Genomic DNA, 11948 nt, shown 5'->3' on the forward strand with positions numbered 1-11948 from the left:
ACCGCCCCGGCGGGGGTCTCGGCCCAGCTCACCGTTCCGGTGCAGTTCACCGTCTCGGCGCAGCCGGGCAGTCCGTACCCGCCGCCACCGCCCGGTGAGTCGCCGACCAGCGTGCCGGCCTGGGTTTCGCCACCTGTCGCGCCGCTGTTCGGCGCCGTACCGCCGTCCAGGCGTCCGGCCGGTGTGCCCGGATGGTTGAGCGTCGTCGCGACGGTGGGCGGCGCGTTCACCGCCCTGCTCTCGTTCGGCATGCTCACCTGGCTGGTGGTGCTGCTCTACGGGATCTGGCGGCGGGGCTGGGGCAGCGTCCTCGCCGCGGTCTACTACCTGACCGTCGCCGTGACGTTCGTGGTGGTCGTCGGCGGCAGCGAGACGGAGGAGGTCAGCGGACCCGAGGGTGCCGTGATCCTGATCTGGCTGACGACCTGGGTGGCGGGCGTCCCGCACGTGGTGCTGCTCAACGGCCGGCTGCTCGCCTGGCTGCGCGGCCTCTGGCGTGGCCGGCCGTACGCCGACCGCAATCGGCTGCGCCGGGAGTACGCCCGCTACCTGCTCTACCAGTACCCGTCGGCCCGCGACGATCTGCGCATCGGGCGCCCCGACCTGGCCCGGGCCTACGACGACGGCGGACTGGTGGACGTCAACTCGGTGCCGGACCAGGTGATCGTCGGGCTGCCGGGACTGACCCGGTCGCAGGCGCAGCATGTGGTGGTCGACCGGCGGATGCGCGGCCCGTACACGTCGATGGAGGAGCTGGCTTCGCGGTGCCTGCTGCCGGCGGCGGCGACGGACTCGTTGCGCGAGCTGCTGATCTTCCTGCCGCCCGCACCGGCGCCCGCACCGGCGGCCGCTCCGCCGCCCACGTCGCCGCCCGGTCCGCCGGTGACGTCGGCCGTGCCTGGTAGAAATGCCGGATGAGCCAGGATCGGATGGCCGTCCGGGAGCGCGCCGAGGCGGTGCTGCGGCGGCTGGCGGGTGACCACGCCCGGCTGCGCGAGGACCAGTGGCGGGCCATCGAGGCGCTTGTGGTCGACCGGCGGCGGGTGCTCTGCGTCCAGCGGACCGGCTGGGGCAAGTCGGCCGTCTACTTCGTGGCGACCGCGCTGCTGCGGGAGGGAAATCAGCACGGGCCGACGGTGATCGTCTCGCCGCTGCTGGCGCTGATGCGCAACCAGGTCGAGTCCGCCGCACGCGCCGGCATCCGGGCGCGCACCATCAACTCGGCGAACCTGGACGAGTGGGACGAGATCACCGCCGAGATCCACGCCGGCACTGTCGACGTGCTGCTGATCAGCCCGGAGCGCCTGAACAACCCGGACTTCCGCGACGGGGTACTACCGAAGCTCGCAGCCACCACCGGGCTGCTGGTGGTGGACGAGGCGCACTGCGTCTCCGACTGGGGGCACGACTTCCGCCCCGACTACCGGCGGCTGCGCACGTTCCTGGCCAACCTGCCCGAGCGCACGCCGGTGCTGGCCACCACCGCCACCGCCAACGCCCGGGTCACCCAGGACGTGGCCGAGCAGCTGGGCGACGCACTGGTGCTGCGCGGCACGCTGGACCGCGAGTCGCTGCGCCTCGGCGTACTCGATCTGCCGAGCCCGGCCCACCGCCTGGCCTGGCTGGCCGACCACCTGGACCGGCTCCCCGGCTCGGGGATCGTCTACACGCTCACGGTGGCGGCGGCCACCGAGACGGCCGAGTTCCTTCGCGGCCGGGGCTGGTCGGTCGCGTCCTACACCGGGCAGGCCGAGGACGCCGACCGGCGGGCCGCCGAGCAGGACCTGCTGGACAACAAGATCAAGGCGCTGGTCGCCACCAGCGCGCTCGGCATGGGCTTCGACAAGCCCGACCTGGGCTTCGTCGTGCACCTGGGCGCGCCGCCCTCGCCGATCGCCTACTACCAGCAGGTCGGCCGCGCGGGCCGGGCCGTCGAGCACGCCGAGGTGCTGCTGCTGCCCGGCGTGGAGGACGCGGCGATCTGGCGGTACTTCGCCTCGCTCGCCTTCCCGCCCGAGGAGCAGGTCCGCGCCGTGCTCGCCGCGCTGGACACCGAACGGCCGATCTCCACCCAGGCGCTGGAGCCGGTGGTCGACCTGCGCCGCGCCCGGCTGGAGCTGATGCTCAAGGTGCTCGACGTGGACGGCGCGGTCCGCCGGGTGCGCGGCGGCTGGCTCGCCACCGGCGAGCCGTGGGTCTACGACGAGGCCCGGTTGCGGCGCGTCGCCGACGCGCGCGCCGCCGAGCAGCGGGCCATGCGGGAGTACGCCTCGACGTCCGCCTGCCGGATGCGCTACCTGCGGGAAGGGCTGGACGACACCGGGGCGGCCGACTGCGGGCGGTGCGACAACTGCGCCGGCCCGCTGTTCGACGCCGCCGTCTCCGAGCCGGCGCTGACCGCCGCGCAGACGTTCCTCGGGCGCCCAGGCGTGCCGATCCCGCCGAAGAAGCTCTGGCCGACCGGGTTGGAGGCGGTCGGCGTACCCCTGAAGGGCCGCATCCCGCCGGCGGAGCAGGCGCTGCCCGGCCGGGCCGTGGGGCGCCTGTCCGACCTGGGGTGGGGCGGGCGGCTGCGTGGGCTGGCCGGGCCGGAGGCGCCGGACGGCCCGGTGCCCGACGACGTGGTGGCGGCGGTGGTCGAGGTATTGAAGGCGTGGGCGCACGGCGACGACCCGTGGCCCCGGCGGCCGGCCGGCGTGGTCGCGGTCGGCTCCCGGACGCGACCGCTGCTGGTCGGCTCGCTGGCCGAGCGGATCGCCGCCGTGGGCCGGCTGCCGCTGCTCGGCCAGGTCGAACCCACCGGCCCGGCGGGGGCCGGCGGGCCGCGGGGCAACAGCGCCCAGCGGGTACGCGCGCTGCACGACGCCTTCCGCCTGCCGGACGAGCTGGCCGGCGCGCTGCCGGGGCTGGACGGGCCGGTGCTGCTGGTGGACGACCTGGTCGACTCGGGCTGGACGATGGGCATGGTGGCGCGGCTGCTACGCCGGGCCGGTGCTCCGGACGTGCTGCCGCTGGCGCTCGCGGTGGCCGGCTGACCCGTTCCCGGCCTGCGCGTTCCCGGCGATGTGTGCCGACTTCCCGGCCTGCGCGGAAAGTTCCCGGGCCGGGCGGAATGCGAGCGTCACCACCGTCGGCGGACCGTCGTCGGGCCCGCACCCGGACGGCGGTACCGTGGGGTCATGACCGAGCAGCGACCCGTCGTCCAGACGTACACCGTGACCGGGATGACCTGCGAACACTGCGTCAAGGCGGTGACCGAGGAGCTGTCCGCGCTGCCCGGTGTCGACGAGGTCCGCATCGATCTGGCCAGCGGCACCGCCACGATCACCAGCGCGGCGCCGCTGTCCGTCGAGTCCGTGCGTGCCGCCGTGGACGAGGCGGGTTACGAGCTGGTCGGCGGCGGTGCCTGAGTCGTCGTCAGTCACGTCCGGCACCGGCGTCGTCCCCGACGACTCCGGGGCCGGCTCCGACGCCCCCGCGACGCGGTCCGGGGACGGCGCGGGTGGCTCGACCGGGGCGGCTGCGGCCGGTCCCGCCGTGGTGGACCGGGAGACGCTGCGGCTGGCCCTGGTGGTGGGCGGCCTGGTACTCGCCGTCCTGCTCGGCTTCGGCCTGGGGCGGATGAACGCGCCGGCCGGCCCGGCCCGGCCCGGCGGCGCGACGGCCGCCGGGGTCGCCACGGGCGGCGCCGACGGTGGCGCGCACGCCCACTCACCGGGGACCGGCGCGCACACGCACGACGGCGCCACGGTCACCCAGGGCGGCGGCGACGGCGCGACCGGACTGTCGATCACCTCGGCCGGCTACACGCTCGTGCCGTCGACCGAGCTGGTCGCGGGCCGCGCCGGTGAGCTGCGCTTCCAGATCCGCGACGACCAGCGCCGGGCGGTCACCCGGTTCGCCGTCGTGCACGACAAGCCGATGCACGTGATCATGGTCCGGCGTGACCTCGGCGGTTACCGGCACCTGCACCCGACGATGGCCGCCGACGGCACCTGGTCGGTGCCGATCACCGCACCGGAGGCGGGCCCCTGGCGGATGTACGCGGACTTCACCGCTGTGGCCGACGACGGTCGCCAGGTCGCCGTGGTGCTCGGCGCCGACCTGACCGCGTCCGGCGCGTACCGGCCCCGGCCGCTGCCCGCCGCCGCCACGTCGGCCGCCGTCGACGGGTTCACCGTCGCGTACGCAGGCACTCCGGAGGTGGGGAAGTCGGTGCCGCTGCGGTTCCGGGTCACCGGCGCGGACGGCGCGGCGGCGGCGCTGGAGCCGTACCTCGGGGCGTACGGGCACCTGGTGGCGTTGCGCGAGGGCGATCTCGGCTACCTGCACGTCCACCCGGAGCCGGTGCGCGACGGCGACGACGTGACGTTCTGGCTGACCGCGCCCGGGCCGGGTAGCTACCGGATGTTCCTGGACTTCCAGGTCGGCGGCGTGGTGCGGACCGCCGAGTTCACGCTGGCCGTGGCCTGAGTCGCGGGCCGCTGCCGGCTGCCGTTCAGCCGGCCCGGCGGACCGGGCGGCGGGCCAGGTAGCGGAGCAGATCGCGAATGTGGTGCTTCTCCTCGGCGGGCACGTTCGGGTCGGCGAGCCGATCCAGGATCACCCGCACGTCGGCCTCCACCGGACCGTCCTCGGCACCCCGGCGGCGGGGCACCGGCCCGGCGTCGGGCAGGCCCAGCGCGCGGAACGCGGCCGCCACGGGCAGGTCGAGGGCGGCGCAGAAACCGCGGACCTTCGCGAGTTCGGGGTAGTCCTGCCAGTCTCCGGCCAGCCAGCGGAACACTGTGGAGCGGCCGACACCGGTGTGGGTGGCGAGGTCGGTCACCGTCCAGCCGCGCTCTTCACGCGCGGCGTCGATGGCCCGGCGTACGAAGCGCGCGAAGGCCATCTGTGGCGAAACGTCTGCGGAACCCATCCCTGGTGGATCTGTCCCCTTCCTCCGGTGGCCCGGCTCGCGCACCGAGCCTAGTACGCCGGACCGGAGAAGTAACTGACTGATCGGTCCGGAGGTCCCGTCGGCGAGACCCGCGACTACGGAAGTTTGCTTCGGGCAATGCGCTTCGGGTAATAACCTGAAGGAACCCTGGGAGTCGATGGAGGAACAGCATGGCCGAGCCGGACCGTCCCGTACCGCATCGCCCCGGCGCGGTGAGCCTCTTCTTCGTAGCCAAGGCCGCGGTGTTCGCGCTCGGCTTCTGGATCTGGCTGCTGGTGCTGGCGGTACGCGGTGACGATGCGACCGGCGTGCACCTGATCGCCGCGACCGGCGCGATCTGCACGACGCTGGCCTCGGTGGTGCTGGGAGCGCGGATGGCGTTGCAGCGCAACGCCGCGGTCCGGCACGCCGAGCTGAAGCGGATGCTCGTGGACATCTCGTGGAACGCCTTCGCCGCCGCCGGGAACGCCGAGCAGCCCGGGAAGGTGGTGCCGTTCCCGAGCACGTCGCACGACGGCGAGCGGGCACCGCACCGGGGCACCGGCGAGCGGGTGTCGGTGCTGGACCGGGGCGACCGCAACCGGGGCGACCGGGGGCGGTAGGCCCGGCCCGCTGCCGTCGCTCAGCGCGCCTCGGCCAGCAACGTCTCCAGCCGGGGCGTGACACCCCACTGGCCGACCAGCTCGCGATACTCCGCGCGCTGCGCGTCGCTCGGCGCACCCGCCGTCCGACGTGCCCGGATGAGCAGGTTGCGCGGCGTGTGCTGGGAGTCGACGAACTCCACCACCTCGGCGCGGTACCCGTGCAGGCGCAGCAGCGCGGCCCGCAGCGAGTCGGTGAGCACGTCGGCGAACCGCTCCCGCAGGATGCCCTGCCGGGTCAGCAGCTCGTACGGCGCGGGTGCCTGACCGGCGCGGAGCTGGGCGGCCAGGTCGTGGTGGCAGCAGGGCGCGGCTAGCACCCACCGGGCGCCCCAGCGCACCGCCCGGGCCAGCGCCTCGTCGGTGGCGGTGTCGCAGGCGTGCAGCGCCAGCACCAGGTCGGGCGCCGGTTCGACGGGCGCCTCGGCGATGGTGCCGGCCACGAACCCGACCCGGTCGGCCCAGCCCAGCCGCTCGGCCAGCTCGGTGTTGCGGCGGCGCTGGTCCTCGCGTACGTCCACGCCGACGAGCGTCACGTCCAGGCCGCGCTGGACCAGGTAGCGGTAGGCGGCGAAGGTCAGGTACGCGTTGCCGCAGCCCAGGTCCACCACCCGCAGCGGGCCGGTGAGGTCGTCGGGCAGCGTCGCCGCGAGCGCGCGCAGGAACGCGTCGACCTGGCGGCGCTTTGCGGCCGAGCCGCCGATCTCCCGGAACAGGGGGTCACCGGGGTCGAGCAGCCACTCCTTGGCCCGGTCGTGCCCGCCCGGTTCGGCGGCCGGACGGCTGGCCGCCGCGCGGTGCACCTGCGCCTCGCCGGACTTGGTGACCCGGAGCTGGAGCGTGGCGTCGCCGGTCTCGACGTGCCAGTTGCCGAACGGCTCGGCGAGCAGTTCGTCGACTGCCGCGCCGGCCTCCTCCGTACCCGGTGCCACGTTGCGGGTGTGCGGCCGTGATCCGTCGGAGACGGCGATCTGCAACCGGGGACCGGCCTTCAGCGTGACCGGGCGCAGCTCCGCGCGTACCACCGAGGGGCGCTGCCCACGACGGCGCCCGGCGGCGACCGCGCGGGTCAGCCCCGGCGCGAGCAGCAACGCCCGCACCTCGGCCAGCGCCGAGTCCAACGCTTCAGGCATCCGTACCTACCTCTCCTGTTCTCCCCGCTCTCCCGCCCGCCCGACCCCGGAGGCCCGGTTGATCATGAAGTTAGCGGCACCCGGACACGGCGTGTCGCGCCGTCAACTTCATGGTCGTCGCAGCGAGGGAGGCGGGGATGGGGACGGCCTCCGGGATCTGGGTCCGGGAGGCCGTTTCCGTTGGTGTTCGTCAGTCGGCGTTGGTGGCCTCGGCGGGTGCGCCGGAGCTGCCGCTGCGGCGGCGGCGACGGCGACGCGGCTTGGTGGACGCCTCGCCCTCTGCGGTCGCCGGTGCGGCGGTCTCGGCCGCGCCCTCGGTGCTGATCACCGCGGTCGGCTCACCGGCCACCGGCTCACCGGCCCGGCGACGACGCCGCCGACGCGGCGTACGCGCGGTCTCGTCGTCCCCGGCGTCGGCCTGCTGCCCGGCGGGCGAATCGGCGGACGAACCGCCCTCGCCGCCCCGGCCACGACCGCGGTCGCCGCGGTCGCCACGCTCGCCGCGGTCGCGGCCCCGGCTGTCGCCGCGCCGTGCGCCGCGGCGCGACCGGCCGACGCCGCCCAGGTCCTCCTCGACCTCGGCGGACAGGCCGGCGCGGGTGCGCTCGGCGGTCGGCAGCGTGCCGCTGATGTCCGTCGGGATGTCCAGGTCCGTGTAGAGGTGCGCGGAGGTGTGGTACGTCTCCGGCGGCTCGGGCATGTCCAGCCCGAGCGTCTTGTCGATGATCCGCCAGCGGGGCATGTCGTCCCAGTCGACGAACGTCACCGCGACACCCGTGGCCCCGGCCCGGCCGGTACGGCCGATGCGGTGGGTGTAGGTGTCCTGGTCCTCCGGGCAGTCATAGTTGATCACGTGCGTGACGCCCGTGACGTCGATGCCCCGGGCCGCCACGTCGGTCGCGACCAACGTGTCGATCTTGCCGGCCCGGAACGCCCGGAGCGCCCGCTCGCGCGCGCCCTGGCCGAGGTCACCGTGCACGGCGGCGACGGCGAAGCCACGGAAGTCGAGATCCTCGGCGACCCGGTCGGCGGCCCGCTTGGTGCGGGTGAAGATCATGGTCAGCCCGCGACCCTCGGCCTGCAGGATGCGCGCCACGATCTCGACCTTGTTCAGCGAGTGCGTGCGGTACGCGAGCTGCTGGGTCTGCGGTGACGGGCCGGTCTCGGCGGTGTGCCCGGCGTGGATCGTCACCGGGCGGCGTAGGAAGCGCCGGGACAGCGCGACGATCGGGTCCGGCATGGTGGCCGAGAACAGCATGGTCTGCCGGTCCTCCGGCAGCATCGCCAGGATCTTCTCGACGTCGTCCAGGAAGCCCAGGTCGAGCATGCGGTCCGCCTCGTCGAGGACGAGCGCGCGGACCCGGTCGAGCCGCAGGTGCTTCTGCTTCTGCAGGTCCAGCAGGCGGCCAGGGGTGCCGACCAGGATCTCGACGCCCTTGCGCAGCGTCTCGATCTGCGGCTCGTAGGCAACGCCGCCGTAGATCGGCAGCACCCGGACACCCCGGGTGCGGCCGGCGGCGTCGAGGTCCTTGGCGACCTGGATGCCCAGCTCACGGGTGGGTACGACGACGAGCGCCTGCGGCACGCCGTCGCTGCCCTCGGACGGGGCGAACACGCGCTCCAGCAGCGGGATGCCGAAGCCGAGCGTCTTGCCGGTGCCGGTCGGCGCCTGCCCGATCAGGTCGACGCCGCGCAGCGCGATCGGCAGCGCGTACTCCTGGATGGCGAAGGCGCGGGTGATGCCGGCGGCGGCCAGCGCCTCGACGGTCTCCTGCCGCGCGCCGAGCGCGGCGAACGTGGGTGCCTCCGGGGGGACCGGAGCGGTGGGGGCCAGTGGCTGGCCGGAAATCTGCTCGCTCATATGGATTTGGGGGTGCCCTCTCGTGGTGCGCCCCTCAGGTCCTCAGGGCGCGATCGGTGTGGCGCGGGCCACGCGGTCAGCGGCGATTTCGCCGAGCCGGACCGGGCCGCACGCGCGTCGGGGACCGGCGTTGATCAGCAAGTGACCGAATCGGTGCCCACGGCAACTGTCTCATCCTACCTGAACGGCCCCTGAGGCGTCCCGATTCCCAGGTGGTGGCCCTGCGCGCGGGGCGGTTCGCTGTGACTTGAGTCACAGAGATGACGCCGGTAGCCTGCGCTCGTGCCAGCCCCCGACCCCGGCGCGACCGGCCCTGCCGCCGCCGATCCCACCTCCCCCGACCCCGCCGCGACCGACCTGTTCGGGCTCGTCGCCTACGGCGAACTGCTCGCGTTCGACCGCCTCGCGGCCGACGCGCGCCTCGCGCCCGACCTGCGCCGCCGCGCCGCGCTCAGCGAGATGGCCGCCGCCGAGATCGCGCACTACCGGTGGCTCACCGACCGGCTCGCCGCCTGGGGCGTCACACCGGAGGAGGCGATGGCCCCCTACGTCGAGGCGCTGCGGGCGTACCACGACTCGACCGAGCCGCGGGACTGGGCGGAGGCGGTGACGAAGGCGTACGTGGGGGACGCGATCACCGACGACTTCCTGCGCGGGATCGCCGACGGCCTGGCCGGGCCGGACCGGGCGCTGCTGCTCGACGTGCTGCACGACTCCCGGTACGCCGAGTTCGCCGGCACTGAGATCCGGGCCGCGATCGAGGCCGATCCCCGGGCGGCCGGGCGGCTCTCGATGTGGGCGCGGCGGCTGCTCGGTGAGGCGCTGTCCCAGGCGGGCCGGGTTGCCGCCGCCGACCGGGGTGCGCTCGTCGCGTTGATCGGGCGGACCGGCGGGGACGTGCCGGGACTGCTGCGCCGGCTGACCGAGGCGCACGCCGCGCGCATGACAGCTGCCGGGTTGAACAACTGAGCCGCCGTGGCGGGAGGCCCGCCACGGCGGCCGGTGCCGCGGGAATCAGCGAACGGTGAACCCGACCGCGCGAGGCGACGCCTCGGCGATCTCGACGTAGGCGACCTTGCCGACCGGCACGATCACGCGCCGGCCCTTCTCGTCGGTCAGGGAGAGGGTGCCCTCACTCTTGGCGAAGGCGTCGGTCACGATCTGCTCGATCTCGGCCGGCGACTGCGCGCTCTCCAGGACCAGCTCCCGCGGCGCGTACTGCACGCCGATCTTGACCTCCACTGTGCCTCCTCAACTGGGGCGAAAAAGCCACCGTGGGAAGGCTATCCGATCCGGCGGCCCGATGTTCAGGCTGACTCACCTTGCAGGGGGAAGCTGGCGATGCCGCGCCAGGACAGGGCCGCGACCAGCGCCTCGGCCTCCGCCTTGGGCACCTGGCGGCCGCCGGCGAGCCAGAACTGGGCGGCCGTCTCGGCGGCGCCGACCAGGCCCGAGGCGAGCAGTTCGGCGTGCGAGCGGCTGACCCCGGTGTCCGAGATGATCGTGTCGGTGATGGCCGCGATGCAGCCCTGCTCGACCCGCTCCACCCGCTGCCGCACCGCCGGGTCGTTGCGCAGGTCCGACTCGAAGACCAGCCGGAACGCCTCGCTCTCGTGGTCGACGAAGTCGAAGTACGCGCGCACCGCTGCGCCGACGCGCTCCTTGTTGTCGTTGGTGCCGCTCATCGCGTCCCGCACGTTGGCCACTATCGCGTCACAGTGCGTGTCCAGCAGCGCCAGGTAGAGCTCCATCTTCCCGGGGAAGTGTTGGTAGAGCACGGGCTTGGAGACACCGGCCCGCTCGGCGATGTCGTCCATCGCGGCGGCGTGGTAGCCCTGCGCGACGAACACCTCCTGGGCGGCGGCGAGCAGCTGCTTACGGCGCGCCGAGCGGGGCAGGCGGGTGGGCCGACCGGCGGTCTGTGCACCGTTCCCCACTGCGGTCATCGGATCCTCCGAGTATCTGCGTACGAGCCGGCACGTATCACCCGAACCGGTCCGGGTTCGTGAACCCGTCGCGGAATTGGCCCGCCGCTGTAACTTATCGCCACTGTCACCACACGGTAGCCTCAGCGGGGGCGACCAAGGAGCGCGCGGTGAGTGAAACAGGGCAACCCGGAGCCGCCACCCCGGGAGAGCACGGCGACGGGACGGGCCAGCAGGACGAACCGGCCCGTACCGGCGGCGGTTGGGCGCCCCCGCCGAACGGCTGGTCCCGCGGCGCTCCGGCGCCCGGCGGCTGGCCCTACGGCGACCTCGGCGGCTGGGCCGCCTCCTCGCCCCGGCACGGCGACCTGCCGGCCCCGCTGCCCGGCCACTCCGCGCCGGAACCGGGCCGCGTCAACGGCCGCCACGTCAACGGCGTGCACCACGCCGGGGAGGAGTCGCCAGTGACCCGCCAGGCGCCGGTCAGTGCCCCGCCCGCGGACGAGCCGCCCCGGCCCACCGACGGCGAACGGCTGGCCGTACCGGCCCCGCGCCCGGCGCCGGCGATCGAGCAGCCGACCGACCCGGGGGACGCCGGTTCCCGGCACGCCGCCGACGACCCGGCCGCCCGGGCCCCGCGCTGGGCCGAGAGCGGGCCGGCCTCCGCGCCCCCGGCGCTCCAGGTCCCGCCGGTCGGCGCCGCCGCCTCCGGTTTCGAGGTGCCGCCGGGGTTCCACGCGCCGAACACCGAATCCGCCCCGTCGCTGTCCCGGGGCTGGGCCGACCGGCCCGCCACCCAGCCGCCGGCCGCGAGCCGGCCGGAGCACGCACCGGGCGAGGTACACCCGCCCGAGGGCCGGGCGGCCACCGCCGAGCCGCGGGCCGCGGCCGAGATCCCGGCGGGGGACGACCCGAGGGCCGCCGAACCGGACTGGTCGGGGCCGTCCTGGAACCGCCCGAGCTGGGGTGACGGCTGGGCCCCGCCGTGGGCCCGTACCGACGAGCCGCCGGTCCGAGGCACGGAGGAGCCACCGGCCCGCCGGGCCGAGGAGCCCGCCGCCGAGCGGCGGGAGCGGGAGGACGACAGCGCCGCCCACCGCACCGCCCGCGACGACCGCGCGGCCGAGTGGGCGCCCGATCCGGTGCGGCCGTACGAGCCGGCCCGCGTCGAGCCGCCCGCCGCCTACGAGCCACCCCGGCCCGAGCCGGTACGGCCGTACGAGCCGCTGCGCGCCGAACCGGCCCCGGGACCGGAGGCGGCGCGGCAGTACCCGCCGTCCGTCGAGCCCGAGGCGTCCCGGCAGTACGAGCCGGGTGCCGGGCCCGAGCCGGCGCGCCGGTACGAGCCGCCGACCGCGCCGGAGCCGGCGCCCGAGCCGACCCGCCCGTTCCGCCTGGCCCGGGGCGACGCCGAACCACCGCACGGCTACGAGCGGCCCTCCTGGGCCG

Annotated in this window: 10 protein-coding genes and 2 pseudogenes; 7 read left to right on the forward strand and 5 right to left on the reverse strand. The window is 75.0% G+C overall.

Annotated features, from left to right (window positions below):
• The 4 genes and pseudogenes from F8279_RS26970 to F8279_RS26985 all read left to right on the forward strand — a co-directional run.
• Positions 1-918: pseudogene (locus F8279_RS26970) on the forward strand (helix-hairpin-helix domain-containing protein); the annotation flags it as partial.
• Positions 915-3035, forward strand: a complete 2121-nt coding sequence (locus F8279_RS26975) for a RecQ family ATP-dependent DNA helicase (protein ID WP_192580783.1) — start codon at positions 915-917, stop codon at positions 3033-3035. The pseudogene F8279_RS26970 and the gene F8279_RS26975, both read left to right, overlap by 4 nt.
• 144 nt (positions 3036-3179) lie before the next feature.
• Complete coding sequence (locus F8279_RS26980; RefSeq protein ID WP_151501436.1) at positions 3180-3410, forward strand: heavy-metal-associated domain-containing protein; 231 nt, start codon at positions 3180-3182, stop codon at positions 3408-3410.
• Positions 3403-4473, forward strand: a complete 1071-nt coding sequence (locus tag F8279_RS26985; RefSeq protein WP_151501437.1) for a hypothetical protein — start codon at positions 3403-3405, stop codon at positions 4471-4473. The genes F8279_RS26980 and F8279_RS26985 overlap by 8 nt, the downstream gene beginning before the upstream one ends.
• A 25-nt stretch (positions 4474-4498) precedes the next feature.
• Here F8279_RS26985 and F8279_RS26990 read toward each other — a convergent pair whose 3' ends face one another.
• Positions 4499-4918 (reverse strand): helix-turn-helix transcriptional regulator, encoded by a 420-nt coding sequence (locus tag F8279_RS26990; RefSeq protein ID WP_026268433.1) that lies wholly within the window; start codon positions 4916-4918, stop codon positions 4499-4501.
• A 191-nt stretch (positions 4919-5109) separates the two neighbouring features.
• Between F8279_RS26990 and F8279_RS26995 the strand changes: the two genes are divergently transcribed.
• Entirely contained in the window at positions 5110-5541 is a 432-nt protein-coding gene (locus F8279_RS26995; RefSeq protein WP_151501438.1) for a hypothetical protein, read from the forward strand.
• A gap of 20 nt (positions 5542-5561) precedes the next feature.
• Here F8279_RS26995 and F8279_RS27000 read toward each other — a convergent pair whose 3' ends face one another.
• Positions 5562-6713: an SAM-dependent methyltransferase gene (locus tag F8279_RS27000; protein WP_151501439.1), complete on the reverse strand. Its 1152-nt coding sequence runs from the start codon at positions 6711-6713 to the stop codon at positions 5562-5564.
• 190 nt (positions 6714-6903) lie between these two features.
• Complete coding sequence (locus tag F8279_RS27005; protein ID WP_151501440.1) at positions 6904-8574, reverse strand: DEAD/DEAH box helicase; 1671 nt, start codon at positions 8572-8574, stop codon at positions 6904-6906.
• Between the two features lie 282 nt (positions 8575-8856).
• Between F8279_RS27005 and F8279_RS27010 the strand changes: the two genes are divergently transcribed.
• Positions 8857-9543 (forward strand): ferritin-like fold-containing protein, encoded by a 687-nt coding sequence (locus F8279_RS27010; protein WP_151501441.1) that lies wholly within the window; start codon positions 8857-8859, stop codon positions 9541-9543.
• 45 nt (positions 9544-9588) lie between these two features.
• On the opposite strand, the gene F8279_RS27015 is transcribed toward F8279_RS27010, so the two are convergent.
• Positions 9589-9816 (reverse strand): DUF3107 domain-containing protein, encoded by a 228-nt coding sequence (locus tag F8279_RS27015; RefSeq protein ID WP_013288692.1) that lies wholly within the window; start codon positions 9814-9816, stop codon positions 9589-9591.
• A 65-nt stretch (positions 9817-9881) separates the two neighbouring features.
• Entirely contained in the window at positions 9882-10520 is a 639-nt protein-coding gene (locus tag F8279_RS27020) for a TetR/AcrR family transcriptional regulator (RefSeq protein WP_151501442.1), read from the reverse strand.
• A gap of 149 nt (positions 10521-10669) precedes the next feature.
• On the opposite strand from F8279_RS27020, the pseudogene F8279_RS27025 reads away from it, so the two are divergent.
• Positions 10670-11948: pseudogene (locus F8279_RS27025) on the forward strand (hypothetical protein); the annotation flags it as partial.

The sequence above is a fragment of the Micromonospora sp. AMSO1212t genome, from assembly GCF_008868145.1.
Classification (GTDB): Bacteria; Actinomycetota; Actinomycetes; order Mycobacteriales; family Micromonosporaceae; genus Micromonospora; species Micromonospora tulbaghiae.

What these genes read in the sequence shown, in the direction of transcription:
- F8279_RS27020 (WP_151501442.1), bottom strand. Translation starts at nt 10,520, where the DNA reads ATGACCGCAGTGGGGAACGGTGCACAGACCGCCGGTCGGCCCACCCGC.
- F8279_RS27000 (WP_151501439.1), bottom strand. Translation starts at nt 6,713, where the DNA reads ATGCCTGAAGCGTTGGACTCGGCGCTGGCCGAGGTGCGGGCGTTGCTG.
- F8279_RS26995 (WP_151501438.1), top strand. Translation starts at nt 5,110, where the DNA reads ATGGCCGAGCCGGACCGTCCCGTACCGCATCGCCCCGGCGCGGTGAGC.
- F8279_RS26990 (WP_026268433.1), bottom strand. Translation starts at nt 4,918, where the DNA reads ATGGGTTCCGCAGACGTTTCGCCACAGATGGCCTTCGCGCGCTTCGTA.
- F8279_RS26980 (WP_151501436.1), top strand. Translation starts at nt 3,180, where the DNA reads ATGACCGAGCAGCGACCCGTCGTCCAGACGTACACCGTGACCGGGATG.
- F8279_RS26975 (WP_192580783.1), top strand. Translation starts at nt 915, where the DNA reads ATGAGCCAGGATCGGATGGCCGTCCGGGAGCGCGCCGAGGCGGTGCTG.
- F8279_RS27005 (WP_151501440.1), bottom strand. Translation starts at nt 8,574, where the DNA reads ATGAGCGAGCAGATTTCCGGCCAGCCACTGGCCCCCACCGCTCCGGTC.